Below are 19,611 nucleotides of genomic sequence, written 5' to 3' on the forward strand. Positions count from 1 at the left end.
ACTTATAATTGTTACAGTTATCTCTTTTTATTTTAAATAATCGATAGCTTTTTCTATTCTTTTAATAGTTTCTTCTTTCCCAATTACTTCTAATATATCAAAAATATGTGGTCCTTTCATAGCACCAACTATTACTAAACGTAAAGGTGGCATTACTCTACCAAACGATAATTCTTGTTCTCCAATCCATTGTTTTACAATCTTTTCTGTATTTTCAGTACTAAAATCATCAATCGTTTTAATTACTTCTATTAATGAAGTCATTATATCACAAGTACCATCTTTCCATTGTTTTTTTGAAGCTTTTTCTTCATAAGAAGTTGGAGTAACAAAAAAGTAGTCTGATAACTCATAAAAGTCTGATGGAAATACGGCTCTTTCTTTTATTAGACCAATTACCTTTTCTATTAAAGCTTCATTTTCAACTCTAATATTATTTGATTTTAGTATGTCCTTATATATAGGTACTAATTCATAATTCGTTTTTTCTTGTAAATAATGTTGATTGTACCACTTTGTTTTGTCAGGATCAAAACGAGCTCCAGATTTATTTACTCTTTCTAAAGAAAATAGTTCAGTAAGATCTTTTAAAGAGAATATTTCTTGCTCTGTACCAGGGTTCCAACCTAATAAAGCTAAAAAGTTGATTACTGCTTCAGGAAAATATCCTTCTTCTCTGTAACCTTTAGATTCCTTCCATGATAAAGGAAAAACAGGAAATCCTAATTTATCTCCATCTCTTTTACTTAATTTCCCTTTTCCTACGGGCTTCATTATCAATGGTAAGTGAGCAAATTCAGGTACTTCCCATTCAAATGCTTTGTATAATTGATAGTGTAATGCTAATGATGGTAACCATTCTTCACCTCTAATTACATGCGAAATACCCATCAAATGATCGTCAACAATATTCGCTAAATGATAGGTAGGCATACCGTCACTTTTAAATAAAACTTTATCATCTAAAATATTAGAGTCTATTGTCATATTCCCTCGAATAATATCTACTAATTCTATTTTTTCATCTTGAGGTGTTAAAAAACGTATCACATAATCATCTCCTTTTTCGATTTTAGCCTTTACATCTTCAGGCATCATTGATAAAGAGTTATCTAACTTTAATCTATTGTGCCAGTTATAGATGAATGTTTTACTTTCCTTTTCGTGATCTTTTCTGTGCGTATCTAGTGATTCAGAACTATCAAATGCATAATAAGCTTTACCTTCTTCTATTAGCTTAAGAGCATACTTTTTATACATTGGCTTTCTCTCACTTTGCCTGTATGGTCCACAATCTGCTTCTTTTCCTGGTCCCTCATCAAAAGGAATATTACACCAATTTAAAGCATCAATTATATATTTTTCAGCTCCTTCTACATATCTATTTTGATCTGTATCTTCAATACGTAAAATAAATTCTCCACCATTTTTTTTGGCGAATAAGTAATTAAAAAGTGCTGTTCTTACACCGCCTATATGTAGCGGTCCCGTTGGGCTAGGTGCAAACCTAACACGGACTTTTTTGCTCATAACTAATAATTTGTGACAAATATAATAAAAGCAATATGCCTAACTAATTTATAATTGTTTTCTATTTACAAATATTTTAACCTTAAATTACTAACAATCAATTAACTACATTTAACATTGTAATGTTCTTTTATACCAATCTATTTTATAATTTTGCAAGTTGGCAATTTATGCACAATTCATTGGTTTTATTTGTTAATAAGTTGTTTTTTAATCCAATTATTTGAGTCAATTAGATATTATAAAAAGTAATTTAAACAAATTTGTATATAAGTTTTATACAAATAAGCTTTTAAAAGGAGTACTTCTTTTTTTAGGCCTAGGATTGTTATGTTTTATTATTTTTTTAAGTTTTGAATATTTCCTATGGTTAAATACAACATCAAGGTTTGTTTTATTTTTAACAATTCTAGTTGTTGAATTATTTTTATTGGTATTTTTTATAATTAGACCATTAATTTATTTATTAAAATTTAAAAACGGAATTAATAATAAGGATGCATCTTTACTAATTGGGAAACACTTCCCTGATATTTCTGACAAATTATTAAATTTACTTGAATTATCAGACACTAATGTTTTATCTAATGAATTACTAATTGCTAGTATTGAACAACGTAGCAATTCTTTATCCGTTTTTAATTTTAGTAATGCTATTAATTTTAAAGGCAATCTTAAATATTTAAAGTATATTTTTATTCCTTTAACTATTGTTCTACTAATTTGGTTATCAGGTAGTTTATCTTCTTTTTTTAATAGTTATAATCGTGTTATAAATTACGATTTAGCTTTTGAGAAACCTGCACCTTTTAATTTTAATTTATTAGATAATCAACTTAAGGCTATTAAAAATGACGACTATACTATAAGCGTTGGTATAAATGGTAAAATACTTCCTGATGAAGTTTCTGTTATGATTAATGGAGAAAACTTTTTGATGACTAAGAACAATGAGATCTTTGAATACACTATCAAATCTGTTCAAGAAGATATATTATTTAATTTTATTGCTAATGATTATACATCAAATAGTTATAAATTAAATGTTCTAAAAACTCCTTTTATAACTACGTTTTATCTTGAATTAAATTATCCAGATTATACAAATAAAAAAACTGAATTAATTTCTGGAACAGGTAATGCAACGCTTTTAGAGGGAACTAAAGTTAGCTTGAAATTAAATACATTATATACCGATGTTGTTTTTTTAGAAACCAAAGATTCTATTTATTCTTTTAATAAGGATAATGATAGTTTTTTAATGAGTACGTATATCTTTAATAACATTGATTATTCTATTACCACATCTAATAAAGATGTTAAAAATTTTGAAAGTTTAGATTATAATTTTACCGTTATAAAAGATGAATTTCCCCAAATTGAAGTTGAAGAAGTTATTGATTCATTAACTACTAATCAATTTTATTATAATGGTATTGTTTCAGATGATTACGCTGTAACTAACTTAAAATTAATATGTTATGAGTCTGATAATATTGAAAATAGGCAAGAAATATCTCTTTTAAATTCAACTAATACTATAGAAAAATTTTATTATACTTTCCCTTCAGGATTAAATATAGATTCAAATAAAAACTATAATTACTATTTTGTTGTTACTGATAATGACGCTTTACATAAAGGTAAAACAAGTAAAAGTAAAATGTTTAATTCTTTTATCCTTAACGATAATCAAATCCGTAATAAAAATTTAGAACAACAGAATAATATTTTATCAGAGTTAGATAAATCTGTTGAAAATCTAAAAGAACAATCTAAATCTTTAAAAAAACTTACCGATCAACATAAAGAAAAAAAATCTTTAAGTTTTAATGATAAGAATAAAGTAAATAGTTTTTTGAACAAACAAAAAATACAAGAAGCTCAGATGCAAGAATTTTCTAAACTTTTAAAAGAAAATTTGAAGAAGGGTAGTGCTGATGCTAAATTAAATAAATTATTACAAGAGCGTTTAGAACGACAAGAACTTAAAGCTGAGAAGAATAAGAAGTTTTTAGAAGAATTAAAAAAAATTGCTGATAAACTCACAAAAGAAGAATTAACTAAAAAGCTGGATGAAATAGCTAGAAAACAAAAAGGTAGTGAACGTAATTTAGAACAATTATTAGAATTGACTAAACGATATTACATCAAAGAAGCTTTATCTCAACTTGCAAAAGACCTTAAAGATTTAGCAAAAGAACAAAATCAACTCTCTGATAATGAGATGATTAATAAATTTTCTGAATCTAAACAAGATAGTTTAAATAAACAATTTAATAAGCTATCAGAAAAATTCAATGAATTATTAAAGGACAATGGAGGATTAAATAAACCATTAAAGATTCATAATAATACTGATGAGTATAAAAAAATTAAGAAAGAACAAGCAGAAGCTAAATCGAATTTAAGTAAAGATATTAATGCTTCAAAAGCTAAAAAATCTAACACTACTAAAAATATACAAAATTCTATATCAAAGAAAATTGATGAATTAAGTAAACAATTAGAGAGTTCATCTTCCGACAGTAGCTCTTCAACAGTAACCGAAAATGCTAATGTTCTTAGACAAATATTAGATAATTTAATTGATTTTACTTTTAAACAAGAACAGTTGATTAATAGTTTAGATATTAATGAGGGGACTTTTGATAATCAATCTTTTACTATTAAAAAACAACAAAATTTAAAAGCCCTTTTTGAACATATTGATGACAGTTTATTTGCGTTATCATTACGAGTTCCTGAAATATCAGAAAAAATAAATAAAGAAGTTGTTGAAATATATTATAATGTTGATAAGACTATTGATAATTTAACAGAATCAAGAATATACCAAAGTGTTTCTTATCAAAAATACACACTAAATTCTGGTAATTCTTTATCTGCTTTATTGGCTGACATTCTTGATAATATGAATGAGAGTACAAAAATAGGTCAAGGATCTGGTCAAAATGGTGATTTTCAATTACCAGATATAATTAAATCTCAGCGTGGAATATCTGATAAAATGAAAAATTCTGGTCAAGGTAAACCTAAATCATCATCTGAATCTGGTAAAAATGGAAATTCTGGTGAATCAGGTAATGATGGAAAAAAAGGTAATAAAGATATAAATTCAAATTCTGAAGGGAATAATGGTGGTGAATCTAATTCTAAAATTATTCCTAAGTCGCAAAATAACAGTGAAGGTAAAGGTAAATCTGGTTCAAATTTAAGCTCAGGGAATGGTAATTCTAACCTGACTGAGTCCGAACTAAAAGAATTATATGACATTTATAAGCAACAAGAAGAACTTAAAAATCATCTTGAAGATCAGTTAAAAAACATAATTAATGGTTCTGATCGTAAACTTGCTTCTAAATTAATTCAACAAATGAATGAATTTCAAGATAATTTACTTGAAAATGGTATAACAAAATCAACCATAGAAAAAGCAAATATTATAGAATATCAATTAATAAAATTAGAAGGTGCTGCTTTAAAACAAGGAGAAATAAAAGAAAGAGAAAGTAATGTTTTTCAAAATTCATTTAAAAACCCTTTACTTTCTATACCTGAATTATTGAAGAATAATGAAAATGAAAACGAAATCTTAAATAGGCAAGTGCTACCTTTACAACAAAATTATCAAAATAAACTTAAAAATTATTTTAAAAATAATGATTGAATTTAATTATGAAACTGATTTTAAACTAAATTCTGAAGATAAAAATATCTCTTGGATTCAAGAAATTATTAGTTCTGAAGGTAAAACAGAAGGTGATGTATCTTTTATTTTTTGTAATGATAAGTATTTATTGGATATAAATCAAAGGTATTTAGATCATGATACCTACACAGATATTATCACTTTTGATTATTGTGAAGGTGATTTAATTTCTTCAGATATCTTTATATCTGTTGAAAGGGTAGAAGAAAATTCTAAGATATTTAATGTTTCTTTTGATAAAGAAATGAGTAGAGTTATGGCTCATGGAGTTCTTCATTTGATTGGTTACAATGATAAAACAGATGAACAATCTGTTGAAATGAAAAAAAAAGAAGAAGAAAAAATTAAAATGTTCCACGTGGAACACTAGTTATTATGTTTGATAAAGAGTATGATGTTATTGTTGTAGGCGCAGGGCATGCAGGTTGTGAAGCTGCTGCAGCTGCCGCAAATATGGGTTCAAAGGTTTTATTGGTAACAATGAACCTACAAACTATTGGCCAAATGTCTTGTAATCCTGCAATGGGAGGTATTGCAAAAGGTCAAATTGTTAGAGAAATTGACGCTCTTGGTGGCTATAGTGGAATTATTTCTGATAAATCTGCCATTCAATTTAAGATGCTAAACAAGTCAAAAGGGCCTGCAATGTGGAGTCCTAGGACACAAAATGACCGTATGCGTTTTGCTGAAGAATGGCGCTTGGCTTTAGAAAGCACACCTAATGTTGACTTCTACCAAGAGATGGTTTCTGGTTTAATTATTGAAAGCGGAAAGGCTTGTGGAGTTAAAACATCGCTAGGAATTAGTATTAAATCTAAGTCTGTAGTACTTACAAATGGGACTTTTTTGAATGGTTTGATTCATATAGGAGATAAACAATTAGGTGGTGGTAGAGCTGGAGAAAAGGCTTCAACTGGTATTACAGAACAGTTAGTTCAACTCGGTTTTGAGAGTGGTAGAATGAAGACTGGAACACCTCCAAGAGTTGATGGTAGATCATTAGATTACACAAAAATGATTGTTCAACCAGGTGATTTAATACCTGAAAAATTCAGTTATTCCAATACTAAATCATTAGTTAATCAACGTGATTGTCATATGTCTCATACTAGTGAATTAGTTCATGATTTACTCCGTGAAGGCTTTGATAGATCACCTATGTTCAACGGTCGAATTAAGAGTTTAGGACCTCGTTATTGTCCTTCAATTGAAGATAAAATTAATAGGTTTTCTGATAAAAATAGCCATCAATTATTTGTTGAACCAGAGGGATGGGATACAGTAGAAGTTTATGTAAATGGCTTCTCAACTTCACTACCAGAAGACGTACAATTTAAAGCTTTACGTTCAGTTGTTGGATTTGAAAATGTGAAGTTTTTTAGACCTGGTTATGCTATTGAATATGATTATTTTCCACCCATACAATTGAAACATACACTTGAAACTAAGCTTGTAAATAACCTTTATTTTGCAGGTCAAATTAATGGTACAACTGGGTATGAAGAAGCAGCATCTCAAGGGCTGATGGCAGGTATAAATGCCCATCTAAAACAGAACGAAAAAGAGGACTTTATACTTAAAAGAGACGAAGCTTATATTGGTGTTCTGATTGATGATTTGATAACAAAAGGTACTGAAGAACCATATAGAATGTTTACTTCAAGAGCTGAATATCGAACTTTATTACGTCAAGATAACGCAGATTTGAGACTTACACCAAAAGGTTTTCAAATAGGTTTAGCTACAGAAGATCGTTTAAAAAGAATGGAAGAAAAGCAGTCTAAGTCAGACTTGTTTGTGAAGTTCTTTAAAGACACTAGTGTGCTTCCAGATCAGATAAACCCTATACTTGAGAGTGTTAACTCTTCTTTAGTTAAACAATCTGATAAAATGTTTAAGTCTTTTTCTAGACCTAATGTTACTATGAAACATATGCTTCAAATTGATACTGTTTCAGATTTTGTGGCTGAACATAATCTTGATAGGGAAGTTCTAGAACAAACCGAAGTTCAAGTTAAATATTCAGGGTACATTGCTAAAGAGAAAAATAATGCTGATAAATTACAGCGTTTAGAGAATGTAAAAATCCCTGCTAATTTTGATTATACACAACTTAAATCTCTCTCTTATGAAGCTAGAGAAAAGTTCTCCAAAATTCAACCTGTTACAATTTCACAAGCATCTAGAATTAGTGGAGTTTCACCAAGTGATATTAGTGTGCTTTTAGTATTTCTAGGGCGATAATTTTTTTATTAAATAAGATTAAAAGAGTCATTACATTTTTTGTTGTAATGACTCTTTTTTATTCAATGTTCCACGTGGAACAATTTTGTTTTTTTGAATTTTCACTACCTACTATTTTGTTTTTAAGAAACAATAATTTTCAATTTTGTAATGCTTTTTTTGATTTGTTTTTTGTGAATTATATTTGAGATTTTTAGTTACTTGTTTTTTTGTTTTTTCATCTCTTTTTTAAAATCTTTTTATTCGTTTTTTGTAACTTCTTTTTTTATTTTATCCGCAATTTCTATTTTAGAATATTTTGATTTTGATTTAAGTTTTTGTTTCAAAATTTGAATTTTTTTTATAAAAAAATGACTGATCAGATTTAGATTTATTTTCATATTATAGTATCAAATAATCTTATTTTAGGTTCCGATTTTTAATCATAAAATTTTTTTCTTTTTTCAATAATGATTTTTATAAAGATGAATTTTTTCTTTTTTAAAATTAGATTGATTTGTTTTCTGAATTTCATTTTTTGATAGTTTGCTTTTAAAGTATCTTCGTGTTTTTAAAATTTAATTTTTTTGTAATTTATTTTTTTGATGAAGACCTATTTAAAAACGAAAGACTTTTCTGTGAGCAATGAAGATTTTGATTTGCTTTATGATGAAGATTTTGAAATGTTGATTACAAATCCTGTTCCACAAAATTTAAGTTCGTATTATGAAAGTGAAAATTATATTTCACACACTGATGCATCAAAAAATTTTACAGATAGAATTTATCAAAAAGTAAAAAAAATAAATCTTAAAAATAAAATCACTCTTGTTCAAAAATTTACTGACGCTAAAAATATTTTAGATGTCGGAGCAGGAACTGGAGATTTTTTAGTTGTGGCTAAAAATTTTGGTTTTCAAGTTTCAGGTGTTGAGCCAAATTTTAAAGCAAAAGAAAAAGCAATTGAAAAGGGGATTGATTTAAAATCTAGTTTAGATGATTTTGAAAATTCCACTTTTGATGTAATTACACTTTGGCATGTATTAGAACATTTACCAAATCTAGAAGAGCAAGTTTCAAAACTCTCAAATTTACTTTCAGAAAATGGAGTGCTAATAATTGCAGTGCCAAATTTTAAATCTTATGATGCTAAATTTTATAAAATCCATTGGGCAGCTTTTGATGTTCCTCGACACCTTTGGCATTTTTCAAAATCAAGTATTCAAAAACTTTTTTCAAAAACAGGTTTTGAGTTGGTGAAAACTTTTCCAATGATTTTTGATTCGTTTTATGTTTCTCTTCTTTCAGAAAAATATAAAAAAGGAAAAAAGAATTTCGTGCTTGCTTTTTTTGTGGGATTAATTTCAAATTTGAAAGCTATGCGTTCAAAAGAATATTCTTCATTAATTTATGTACTTAAAAGAAGTGAAAAGTTATTTTAAAGGCTTTTAATCGGCTTTATGCTCACTTCTGGAATATTGTTATGCTTAAATTATATTAGTTGATTTAAGGCTTGTTTTAGAGAGCTATTTTCGATTGGTTTAACTTATTAAAAATATTTTTAATATAGATATTTATTATATGGAGTTCTTCTGTGATTTAGTCAATTCTTATTACTTTTTTTTAAGTAAAACTTGATGATAATTAATTATTATAAATCTTAATACTCAGAATCTATTTTAATTATCCCAAACAGTTCATTTGTTCTTTTAAAAGCTTCTAATGGATTTTAATGGCGTGACCTAACAAAGTATATTGATTTATTTTTTTAGTTTAAAATAGTGTTGTTTTAAGCATCTAAAGTTAATTGTGTTTATTTATTTAAATGTTATTTTTAATAGTTTGTGTCTATGATTGAATTTTCTAATTTTTTGAATCTTTTTTCACATAATCTAAAGTTGTTTGATACACATCTAATTTTAAAACTTTTGATTTTAACCAAGCATAAAATGTTTGTATGAATAAATCTTCATTTTTATAATTTTCTGCAGAGAGCTTATTTTTTATTTTTTTCATAAAATAGTTTGATTCATTTTTTTGTTTGTTATAAAAATATTGAGTTGCTAATGACAGAAAATTTAAAACTCTAGTTTCTCCAATTGTGGTTAAAAATTCTCCGTGTTTTTTTCTAAAACTTTTTATTCTTGATTCAGCCAAGTCTATATTTTCACTTTCTAAGTAAAATATAATTTCTGTCATATTTTTTTTCACCACCCAAATCTCGCCTGCTTTTTGTGTGTACCAATTATCACTATGATTAAATTCTTTTATGACCTTAAAAGCTTGTTTATGTTCATTTTGTTGGAATAGAATCATCGCTGTTGTTAACTTTAAATCTAATAAGTATGAGATTTGTTGTTTATGTATTGTAAAATCAAAACTATTTATAAGATTTAAGGCATTTTTAGCTTGTCCTGTGTAATTATAATTTAAAATTCTTACTAGAGTGTATTGTGGTAAAAAACGGCTGTAATACGTCTTATTTTGTTTTTGCATTTCAGAGTACATCTTGTCTAAATATTCAACTGAAGTTTCAAATTCTTTATTCCTGAAATACGAATTTGCTATGTAGTATAAGATTTGAATGTGATAGAATAAATGCTTTTCAGAAAGTTTTTTCTTAAGCTCAATCTCTTTATTAACTTTTTCAATAAATGGGAGTATAGAATAAAAGTTACGTGTAATAGTTGCAGCTTTATTATTTATTTCAACAATCTTAAATAATGACCTATAGCTCAACCCATTTTCAATAGACAAATCGAACTTAGCTAATGTTCTTGACATAGTTTCACTAACACTTTTACTTTTCGTTAGTAATTGATTTTGCACTGTAGCATAAAAGAGGTTTAAGTTTTCTTCTTGTTGACATAATAATTTATTCGATTTAAAACGGCTTATTAAATCATTTAAGGCAATGGTTTTATCTAAATGCGCATATTGTATTCGAGTGTAATAAATCTCATTTAAAATGCTGTACAATTCATATTGCTTTGCTTTTAATTCGGCTTTTTTAATAATTTTTAAAGCTACTTTAAATGCTTTTTGTTCAAAAAGGATTCTACTTGCCAGCAATAACTTAATAATTTCCATTTCTTGGGTTTGTTCGCCTTCAAAGTTTTTAGTGGCAACAAAGTCAATCAATGAATCAAATAAACGCTTACTTAAAGCATGATAAGCTCCTTTTGCACTTTTTCCATATAGTTGTACATCTATATCTTTTGCATTGGGTTGGCTTTCCAATAATTTGAATAACTGAATGTTTTTAGTGTCTTTCCTTTTATTTTTTTTGCTCAATAGATTAACAAAAGCTTTTCGATCTTCAATACTTAATGTTGAAATTATAGCAACAATTACATTCATTATATCGTAATTAAATTTTAATGTAAATATATTAATAACAATTATTTAGTATTATTTTTAATAATATATATCGTAAGTTTTTATATAAATTAGAGTTTTTTCAACCTTGAATCTAATGCATCTTTGTAGCGTTGAAACAAATTAATTCAACAAATAATTAATCATCAAAATCAATTATTATGAATTACAATTTTAGTAACGAGATTAAAGAAGAAGCTAGTAAAAAAATTAATAAAGAGTTTGACAACAAACCCACACCTGCTTTTATAGGAGCTTCTTGGGTAGCTTTAATTGCAGGAATGTTAGCGTTTTGTACAGGTTTGTCAAATGCAGCAATGATGTTGAATGAAAAAGGATACTACTTAACAATTTTGTTATTTGGATTGTTTTCAGCAGTGTCAGTTCAAAAAAATGTACGTGATAAATTAGAAGGTATTGAGGTTACTGATATGTATTATGGAATAAGCTGGTTTGCTACTTTAGCGTCAATATCATTATTAGTTGTCGGGTTATGGAATGCTGATTTAGAGTTGAGTGAAAAAGGTTTTTACGGTATGTCATTCTTACTAAGTTTATTTGCTGCAATAGCGGTACAAAAAAATACACGTGATAAAAAGTTTATTGAAAGCACAGAGGAAGAATAAATTCAAAAGAAGAAATTACCAATATTGGTAGATTCTTTTTTTGATGATTAGAAAAGGCAATTGCATTTATGCAGTTGTCTTTTTTTTTTTGACTTTAAATTTAACTATAAATAGTTTTAAATATATCGTAATCATATTTATTCAGAGTCTTACCGCTTGTATTTTGTAGTATTTATAGGCTTTTAACAGTTATGTTTTTTTAAAATTTATTATAGTTTATATTTTGATACTGGAGGTGAATGGGAGACAGGTTTGTTATAGGCATAGTTTATAATATTTTGGTAAGACTTTTAGGCTTAGCACTTCCATTTTTTATATAATCGAATGTATTTATAATAAAATTAAGAGATATATTTAAAGCTTTATAACTGAGTTTTTACAATATATCGCAAAAGCTTTTCTATTTTTGCGAAACACTTAAATATAAATAATGAAGAAAATAGTTATCGCTTTAGCACTTTTTAGTGTTTTTGCATGCCAAGAAAGTAAAATCGGATTTGTTGATACTCAAAAAGTAATGAATGACTATCAAGAAAAAATGGATTTAGAAGAAAGCTTAAAAGTAAAAATGGAAGCTTTCGGAAAAAAGAGAGATAGTATTTCTCAAAGTTTTCAAGCTAAAGCTCAAGCTTTTCAAACGAGAGCTCAAAAAATGGCGCAATCAAAAGCAGAGGAAGAATATGCGCAATTGCAACAACAAGGTCAAATAATTGGTCAACAATTGCAACAAGAAGAGCAAAAGTTACAAATGGAAAGTCAGACTGAAATGGATAGCTTAATCAGTAAAGTAAAAAAAGAGATTAATGCTTACGGTAAATCTAACGGTTACACATATATTTTAGGTGGTGGCGAAGGTGGAAGCGTACTTTATGGTGCTGAAGCTAATGATGTTACAGATCCAGTTTTAAAAGTTTTAAACGACGGATATAAAAAATAAGCTCTAATTTAGTATTAGAAATTTAGAAGCCTCAACTTAAAGTTGGGGCTTTTTTTATTGTAATAAGTAAACTAATAAAACAATTGGTATAAAATATATAACAATGGTTTTAGCTCCTTCATAATCTTTCGCCATGCGTTGACCAAAAAGTAAACATAACAGTGTTATACTTGATAAAATTGCAGCATAGAAAGCAAATTCTGTTTTACTACTCGTAAAAATCTGGTAAATACCTGCAAAGCATAGTAATGCAGTAATCATTTCTAAAATTACCAAAACAACTAATAGTTGTGGTACAATATTCTTAAACGGACTTTCGGAAAAATGACCTTTTAGCCAAGTAACATTGCCTTTCCAGTCTAACAATTTATCAATACCACTTTGTAAAAATGTAATAATTAAAAATGCCAGAATTAGTAATTCAGTAGCAAACGATAAAAATTGATGCATAAGTCTATTTCAAAATTAGTTAAGAAACTACAGATGGTTTTTTGTGGAGTAACCTAGTAAGTTTTATTGAAAGATCTGTGAAAACCAATTTAGCATTACCATTCCGTTCAATATGGTACATTGCTTTTTCAAGTTCATCTGTAATTTCTATAATGTTATTTTCATGTACAAAAGGCGCAAACTTATTAATATCAAAACCTTCTACATGTACACGCATGTAAGCAAGCTCTTTGACATTAAAATTAATTAACATGGCTTGGCGCATCATAGCAATGCAAAATAAGATGAAGTTTTTTTGTGTTTCTCTACCAGTTTTAGCAAGATCAGAGCTCCACATAATTAAATCATGAATAGCGGCTTTATTTCCTTTTGCTTTAAAAGCACTACGTACCCATTGCACAAACCACTTTTCAAACACTAAATCTTCCGAATCATTATTCATTAAATCAAGTGCTTTGTTATAGTTTCCGTTAGCCTCATTTGCAATTCGTAAAGCCTGCTCTTGTGTCAAACCTTTTTCTACAAGTCCGCCTGCAATAGCATCAGCAGCTAATGGCGGAAAATGTAATACTTGGCATCTTGATCGGATTGTTTGTATAATCTGTTCTTCATCTTGTGCAATTAAAATAAAAACAGTTTTGTTAGGTGGTTCTTCAATAAGTTTTAGAAGTTTATTTGAAGCTGAAGAATTCATTTTGTCAGCCATCCAAATAATACAAACCTTATAACCACCTTCGTATGATTTTAAAGATAGTTTTTTTACAATATCTTGAGCTTCATCAACACCAATTTGACCTTGTTTTTTTTCAATTCCAATTTGTAAATACCAATCAAAAAGGTTTCCGTAAGGTTGTTCTTTTACAAACTCACGAAAATCTTGAATGTAATTATCACTTACAGCATGGCTTTTTACTTTGTCAGAATTAGACACCGGAAAAGCAAAATGCATATCTGGGTGAGTTAGTGAATTGCATTTTAAATTGCAAGCATTTATAGCATCTTCAACTTTCCCTTCCGTTGTGTTGCAAAGTATATATTGAGCATAAGCAATCGCCATTGGTAAGGTACCACAACCTTCTGCTCCAATAAACAATTGAGCATGTGGTGTACGGCCTGCATCAGCACTTAATTTTAGATGGTTTTTTATATGAGATAAACCAAGAATTTCATCAAATAACATGATTCAAATATAAGGTTTTTGATATTATCGAACCGCTATTGTTAAACGCTTTAAAATTTGATATAAATACGAAAACGTTAGAAATCTTAAAGTGTTTACCGAATTCTTAGAATTATTGATGATTTAGCAAGTTTCTGTTAAATCATCAATAATAAGACGGTGTCAATTACTTATCGCTACACATAAATTTTTACATTTGTGACTATTCAAATAATCATTAAGAATGAAAACGGTAGACAATTTTAATTTTAAAGACAAAAAAGCATTAATTAGAGTAGATTTTAATGTGCCATTAGATGGTGATTTAAATGTTACTGATACAAGTAGAATTGAAGCTGCAAAACCAACAATTATAAAAGTTTTAGAAGATGGTGGTAGTGCAATTTTAATGAGCCATTTAGGAAGACCAAAAGGTCAAGTAAATCCTGATATGTCTTTAAAGCACATTACAAGTAAAGTTGCTGATATAATTGGTGTAACAGTAAAATTTGCTGAAGATTGTGTAGGTAGTACTGCCGAAGAAGCTGTAAGTAATTTAAAAAGTGGAGAGGTTCTTTTATTAGAAAATCTTCGTTTTCATGCTGCAGAAGAAAAAGGTGATAAAGAGTTTGCTGCTCAATTAGCAAAATTAGGTGATGTTTATGTAAACGACGCTTTTGGTACTGCCCATAGAGCACATGCCTCAACAACTATAGTTGCAGAATCTTTTTCTGAAGATAAATGTTTTGGTTATTTATTAGCAAAAGAAATTGAATCTATTGACAAAGTGATGCAAACAGGAGAAAAGCCTGTAACTGCAATTTTAGGAGGTTCAAAAGTATCTTCAAAAATTACAATTATTGAAAATATACTTGATAAAGTTGATCATTTAATTATTGGTGGCGGAATGACGTACACGTTTATTAAAGCTCAAGGGGGTAAAGTAGGTAATTCTATTTGTGAAGATGACAAGCAAGAATTGGCTTTAAATATTTTAAAACAAGCTAAAGAAAAAGGAGTTGAAGTTCATATTCCTGTTGACGTTTTAGCTGCAGATGATTTTAGCAATGATGCTAATACAAAAGTAGTTCCTGTAAATGAAATTCCTGATGGTTGGGAAGGCTTAGATGCTGGTCCAAAAACATTAGAGAACTTTAAAGAAGTAATTTTAAAGTCTAAAACTATTCTTTGGAACGGACCAATTGGTGTTTTTGAATTGCCAACTTTTGCAAAAGGTACTATTGCAATTGGTAATTTTATTGATGAAGCTACTTCAAAAGGGGCGTTTTCATTAGTAGGTGGTGGTGACTCTGTTGCGGCTGTTAAGCAATTTGGTTTTGAAGATAAAGTAAGTTATGTATCAACCGGTGGTGGTGCAATGTTAGAAAGTTTAGAGGGAAAAACCTTACCAGGTATTGCCGCAATACTTTAATATTTAACAAATTATAATTTAAGAGACCTTTAACATCTAGTATTGGCAGGCTTTTACAGTAAAAATTTTATATTCTGTAAAAAAAACACGATTTTCGCCAACTGCTTATTGTTAAAGGTCTTATTATGATAAAAAATACAGCTAAATATTTAGCACTTTACTCTTCATTGTTTTTAAGTGTAAATTTAGTGGCCCAAGAGATTGATTCAATTACTCCTTCAGGTAATAAAATTAGAATTATTCAGGCCAAAGATATTCCCTTAGATAGTACTGTTCGAGTACAAAATGTCATACCTGATTCTACTACTATACTATCAATAGGTACAAAAGATGCTCCTGGTTTTTTAGTGAAAAATGGTGAAAAATTTCAATTACCAGATAATCCATTAGCCGCTAAATACGATAGTATTTGGTTAAAAGAAATGTCTGATAGTGCTCATTTGTTTGATGAAATGTATGAAGAAGTTTCTACAATAACTTTAGATGAAAATGGAGAAGATGTATACGCATCTATAGATACAGAAACTTTAAAAATTCGTTTAGAAAAACTAAACCAAAAAACGCCTTTTAATGTTGAATATAATGCTTCACTTGAAAGTGTTATTAATTCGTATTTGAAAAGAAGAAGAGGGTTAATAGAACGTATGCTTACTTTAAGCCAGTTTTATTTTCCATTATTTGAGCAAGAATTAGCTAATTATAATATTCCATTAGAGCTTAAGTATTTGGCTGTAATTGAATCTGCATTAAACCCTAAAGCAAAATCTAGAGTAGGAGCAACGGGCTTATGGCAATTCATGTACCCTACAGGTAAAATGTATGACTTAGATGTAAGTAGTTACGTTGATGAACGTAGTGACCCTATAAAGTCAACACAAGCTGCATGTAAATATTTAGCAAAATTGTATGGCATTTTTGAAGATTGGGATTTAGCATTAGCAGCATATAATTCTGGACCAGGAAACGTAAATAAAGCGATTAGACGGTCAGGTGGTTATACCAACTACTGGAATATTAGAAAAAATTTACCACGTGAAACTGCTGGTTATGTACCTGCATTTTTAGCCACTATGTATTTATTTGAGTACGCTAAAGAACATGGTATAAACCCTAAAAACGCTGAGCGACCTTATTTTCAAACCGATACTATTTTAATTAAAAAGAATATCTCTTTTAAACATGTATCTGAATTAGTAAATGTTTCTGAGGAAGAATTGGAGGTCTTAAACCCATCTTATAAATTGAATATTATACCTTATGTTGATGGTGAAGATTATGCATTGCGTTTACCAATTACGGCTATTGGTAAGTTTGTAAGTAATGAAGATGCAATTTATGCATATGCTGAAAAAGAATCTAAAACAGAAGAAAAACCATTACCACAGTTTGTAAATACTAAAGACCAAATTCGCTATTATGTAAAAAGTGGTGATTATTTAGGTAAAATTGCAGAAAGTCATGGTGTTGGTGTCAGCCAATTAAAAAGATGGAATAATTTAAGAAGTAATAGATTAAAAATTGGTCAACGATTATTAATCTATGGGAAAACTCGACCTGCAGTTGCTAAAAATGCAAGTAAATCGTCAACAAATAGAGTAATCCCTAAGGGCACAAAAATACATACAGTTTCTCAAGGAGACTCACTTTGGACCATCTCAAGAAAATACCCTGGACTAACTGTTGATAATTTAAAAAAGTGGAACGGAATTAGTGGTAACAATTTAAAATTAGGCACGAAACTTGTGTTATGTGATTGTCAACCATAAACTAAAGGGGAACATGAAAAAATTGAAAATTTTAAGCATTGCTTTACTGCTTGTAATTACTGCTTGTAAAGATGAGAAAAAAGTAAAATACCTACCAGAATCTACTGGCGCAATTAATTCATTAGCTGTGGTTATGGATAATGAACTTTGGCAAGGTGAGGTAGGTGACAGGGTAAGAGAACATTTTGCAGCTCCTGTTGTAGGTTTAACTTTAGAAGAACCTTTGTTTACAATTAATTACATGCCACAATCTGTTTTTTCGGGTACTATTCGACATTCACGTTCAGTATTATTTGTGGCTAAAGACAGTACAAGTAAAGCTTTATTGAAAAAAGATGTTTATGCTAGACCACAGAATGTAGCGGTAATTTCAGGTAGTACCGTTGATGAAATAATAACTAATATTGATGCTAAAGCCTCTGAAATTATAGAAACATTTAAAGAATTAGAAATTACTGAGGCTCAAAATAGATTTAGAAGATCATTAAATAAAGAGCAAGCCCTTAAAAATAATTTTGGCATTACTTTAGATATTCCATCAGCCTATAGAGTAGGGAAGCAAGAACGTAATTTTGTGTGGATTGATCGTCAAGTTCCTAAAGGAACTATGAATCTTGTGGTTTACGAAATGCCAGAAGACTATTTTAAGTCTGACACTACTTTAGTTAAAGACATTATTAGAATGCGTGATTCTATTGGTGCATATTATATTCCAGGCGAAGATATTCCAGGAAAAAAGAATCATATGGTTTCAGAGAAAAATTTAGCACCACATGTTTACCCTGTTGAAGTTTCAGGAAAAAAAGCTGTAGAAGTAAGAGGGTTGTGGGAAATGAGTGATTATCCTATGGGAGGCCCGTACTTAACGTATATTATAAATGATAAGGGAAATCACCGAAAACTTATAATTGAGGGCTTTACGTTCGCTCCTGCTACCCAAAAAAGAGATAATATGTTTGAACTTGAAGCAATCATCAAAACATTAAAGTTTGATTCAATAGAAGAAACTACTCCAAAAGAATAATATCTCTATTTCTTAAAATAAAAAACCCCAATAACATTTGTTATTGGGGTTAATTTTTGTCGAAATTTAAATGCTATTGAAAAGCATATCCTGTAGATATTCTATATACAAGCGCAAATATTGAAACAGCAATTAATGCAAAACAAAACCATGAATAAAATTTCATGTAGTTTTTTATTAGAAAACTCCCCAGGTTTCTAAATGCTTCAAAATAAATTTCTTTAACGAGTAAAATATTCCTCATAATCCCCAAATTATAAATTAACAATACTGCAAGTTCATGCAATGCTTTTTCTTGTTAAATTTTATTGGTTAAAAAGAGCATATATCAGGTATAAAAAAATTATTATTTTTAATTTTCTATGTAAAGCAAATTTACTCGTTGAAAGTAGCGTAATACGAAAAGAGCAGACTATTCAGTCTGCTCTTTTTGTATCTAATTTTTTAATTTCAAGTTTTATAACATGAAAAGTTTTTTCATTAAAACTATAATTCCACTGAGGAAGTTGTTTTTATAAACTTGTATTTCTTCTTGTTGTGCGTTTGTTTGATTTATCTGAGCGTCCATAGGTTGAATGGTTTTTTAAATTAATACTAAATAAACTTGGGGTTTTATGTTTGTTTCGTAAACTTAAGAAAAAAAGTTTTTTTAATATAATTTATTGTTGTGAAATACATATAAATTAATGGTCAATTAATCTAAATATGATGTTTGTAAAATTATATTATCATTTCTGGGATATCTTCATCAACAATTAACGTACCTTCTGTAGCATTAATAATTTGTTGCACGCTTACGCCAGGTGCACGTTCTAATAATTTAAAACCTTTATTAGTAACTTCTATAACAGCTAAGTTGGTCACAATTTTTTTTACGCATCCAACACCAGTTAAGGGTAAACTACATTTTTTTAATAATTTAGATGCTCCAGTTCTATTGGTATGCATCATAGCAACTATTATATTTTCCGCTGAGGCTACAAGATCCATTGCACCACCCATACCTTTAACCATTTTACCAGGAATTTTCCAGTTTGCTATATCACCACCCTCAGAGACTTCCATTGCGCCTAAAATGGTTAAATCGACATGTTGACCCCTAATCATACTAAAACTCGTTACAGAGTCAAAAAAAGACGCTCCAGGCAATGTTGTAATGGTTTGCTTACCTGCATTTATAATATCAGCATCTTCTTCTCCTTCAAATGGAAAAGCTCCCATTCCTAACACACCATTTTCACTTTGGAATTCTACACTAATATTTTGGTCTACATAATTTGCGACTAAAGTTGGTATGCCTATACCTAAGTTTACGTAGTAACCGTCTCTAACTTCTTTTGCTATGCGTTTTGCAATTCCTATTTTATCTAACAT

The 19,611-nt window shown here is 28.7% G+C and carries 15 protein-coding genes; 9 read left to right on the forward strand and 6 right to left on the reverse strand.

The window, feature by feature from the left end; translation table 11 throughout:
* Nucleotides 1-27 precede the first annotated feature (27 nt).
* Complete coding sequence (gene gltX / locus KO500_RS05645; protein WP_215955524.1) at nucleotides 28-1,530, reverse strand: glutamate--tRNA ligase; 1,503 nt, start codon at nucleotides 1,528-1,530, stop codon at nucleotides 28-30.
* Nucleotides 1,531-1,960: 430 nt separating this feature from the next.
* Here gltX and KO500_RS05650 point away from each other — a divergent pair, with 430 nt between their 5' ends.
* From KO500_RS05650 to KO500_RS05665, 4 genes are all read left to right on the forward strand, one after another.
* Entirely contained in the window at nucleotides 1,961-5,200 is a 3,240-nt protein-coding gene (locus KO500_RS05650) for a hypothetical protein (protein WP_252732431.1), read from the forward strand.
* Nucleotides 5,193-5,612, forward strand: a complete 420-nt coding sequence (gene ybeY / locus KO500_RS05655) for an rRNA maturation RNase YbeY (RefSeq protein ID WP_215955526.1) — start codon at nucleotides 5,193-5,195, stop codon at nucleotides 5,610-5,612. The genes KO500_RS05650 and ybeY overlap by 8 nt, the downstream gene beginning before the upstream one ends.
* Nucleotides 5,613-5,617: 5 nt before the next feature.
* Nucleotides 5,618-7,486 (forward strand): tRNA uridine-5-carboxymethylaminomethyl(34) synthesis enzyme MnmG, encoded by a 1,869-nt coding sequence (mnmG, locus tag KO500_RS05660; RefSeq protein ID WP_215955527.1) that lies wholly within the window; start codon nucleotides 5,618-5,620, stop codon nucleotides 7,484-7,486.
* A 584-nt stretch (nucleotides 7,487-8,070) separates the two neighbouring features.
* Complete coding sequence (locus KO500_RS05665) at nucleotides 8,071-8,907, forward strand: class I SAM-dependent methyltransferase (RefSeq protein WP_215955528.1); 837 nt, start codon at nucleotides 8,071-8,073, stop codon at nucleotides 8,905-8,907.
* Nucleotides 8,908-9,328: 421 nt separating this feature from the next.
* Here KO500_RS05665 and KO500_RS05670 read toward each other — a convergent pair whose 3' ends face one another.
* A complete protein-coding gene (locus tag KO500_RS05670) occupies nucleotides 9,329-10,825 on the reverse strand; it encodes a hypothetical protein (RefSeq protein ID WP_215955529.1) in 1,497 nt (498 codons plus the stop codon).
* 179 nt (nucleotides 10,826-11,004) lie between these two features.
* Between KO500_RS05670 and yiaA the strand changes: the two genes are divergently transcribed.
* Both yiaA and KO500_RS05680 read left to right on the forward strand, forming a co-directional pair.
* A complete protein-coding gene (gene yiaA, locus KO500_RS05675; protein ID WP_215955530.1) occupies nucleotides 11,005-11,469 on the forward strand; it encodes an inner membrane protein YiaA in 465 nt (154 codons plus the stop codon).
* 430 nt (nucleotides 11,470-11,899) lie between these two features.
* Nucleotides 11,900-12,406: an OmpH family outer membrane protein gene (locus tag KO500_RS05680; protein ID WP_215955531.1), complete on the forward strand. Its 507-nt coding sequence runs from the start codon at nucleotides 11,900-11,902 to the stop codon at nucleotides 12,404-12,406.
* A gap of 54 nt (nucleotides 12,407-12,460) precedes the next feature.
* Here the strand turns inward: KO500_RS05680 and KO500_RS05685 are convergent, their stop codons facing one another.
* Together KO500_RS05685 and KO500_RS05690 are read right to left on the reverse strand one after the other, a co-directional pair.
* The gene (locus KO500_RS05685) at nucleotides 12,461-12,856 is read right to left on the reverse strand and encodes a DoxX family protein (RefSeq protein WP_215955532.1); all 396 of its coding nucleotides are present in this window, start codon (nucleotides 12,854-12,856) and stop codon (nucleotides 12,461-12,463) included.
* Between the two features lie 19 nt (nucleotides 12,857-12,875).
* Nucleotides 12,876-14,036, reverse strand: a complete 1,161-nt coding sequence (locus tag KO500_RS05690; RefSeq protein ID WP_215955533.1) for an ATP-binding protein — start codon at nucleotides 14,034-14,036, stop codon at nucleotides 12,876-12,878.
* A 223-nt stretch (nucleotides 14,037-14,259) separates the two neighbouring features.
* Between KO500_RS05690 and KO500_RS05695 the strand changes: the two genes are divergently transcribed.
* The 3 genes from KO500_RS05695 to KO500_RS05705 all read left to right on the forward strand — a co-directional run bounded on the left by KO500_RS05695 (nucleotide 14,260) and on the right by KO500_RS05705 (nucleotide 18,237).
* Entirely contained in the window at nucleotides 14,260-15,447 is a 1,188-nt protein-coding gene (locus tag KO500_RS05695; RefSeq protein WP_215955534.1) for a phosphoglycerate kinase, read from the forward strand.
* A gap of 125 nt (nucleotides 15,448-15,572) precedes the next feature.
* Nucleotides 15,573-17,213: a lytic transglycosylase domain-containing protein gene (locus tag KO500_RS05700; RefSeq protein WP_215955535.1), complete on the forward strand. Its 1,641-nt coding sequence runs from the start codon at nucleotides 15,573-15,575 to the stop codon at nucleotides 17,211-17,213.
* Between the two features lie 13 nt (nucleotides 17,214-17,226).
* Nucleotides 17,227-18,237, forward strand: coding sequence for a DUF4837 family protein (locus KO500_RS05705; protein ID WP_215955536.1), 1,011 nt, complete (start codon nucleotides 17,227-17,229; stop codon nucleotides 18,235-18,237).
* Between the two features lie 73 nt (nucleotides 18,238-18,310).
* On the opposite strand, the gene KO500_RS17545 is transcribed toward KO500_RS05705, so the two are convergent.
* Together KO500_RS17545 and KO500_RS05710 are read right to left on the reverse strand one after the other, a co-directional pair.
* Complete coding sequence (locus tag KO500_RS17545; protein ID WP_354668433.1) at nucleotides 18,311-18,481, reverse strand: DUF6747 family protein; 171 nt, start codon at nucleotides 18,479-18,481, stop codon at nucleotides 18,311-18,313.
* Nucleotides 18,482-18,957: 476 nt separating this feature from the next.
* Nucleotides 18,958-19,611, reverse strand: a complete 654-nt coding sequence (locus tag KO500_RS05710) for a 3-oxoacid CoA-transferase subunit B (RefSeq protein WP_215955537.1) — start codon at nucleotides 19,609-19,611, stop codon at nucleotides 18,958-18,960.

This window comes from Cellulophaga baltica (genome assembly GCF_018861125.1).
Classification (GTDB): domain Bacteria; phylum Bacteroidota; class Bacteroidia; order Flavobacteriales; family Flavobacteriaceae; genus Cellulophaga; species Cellulophaga baltica_A.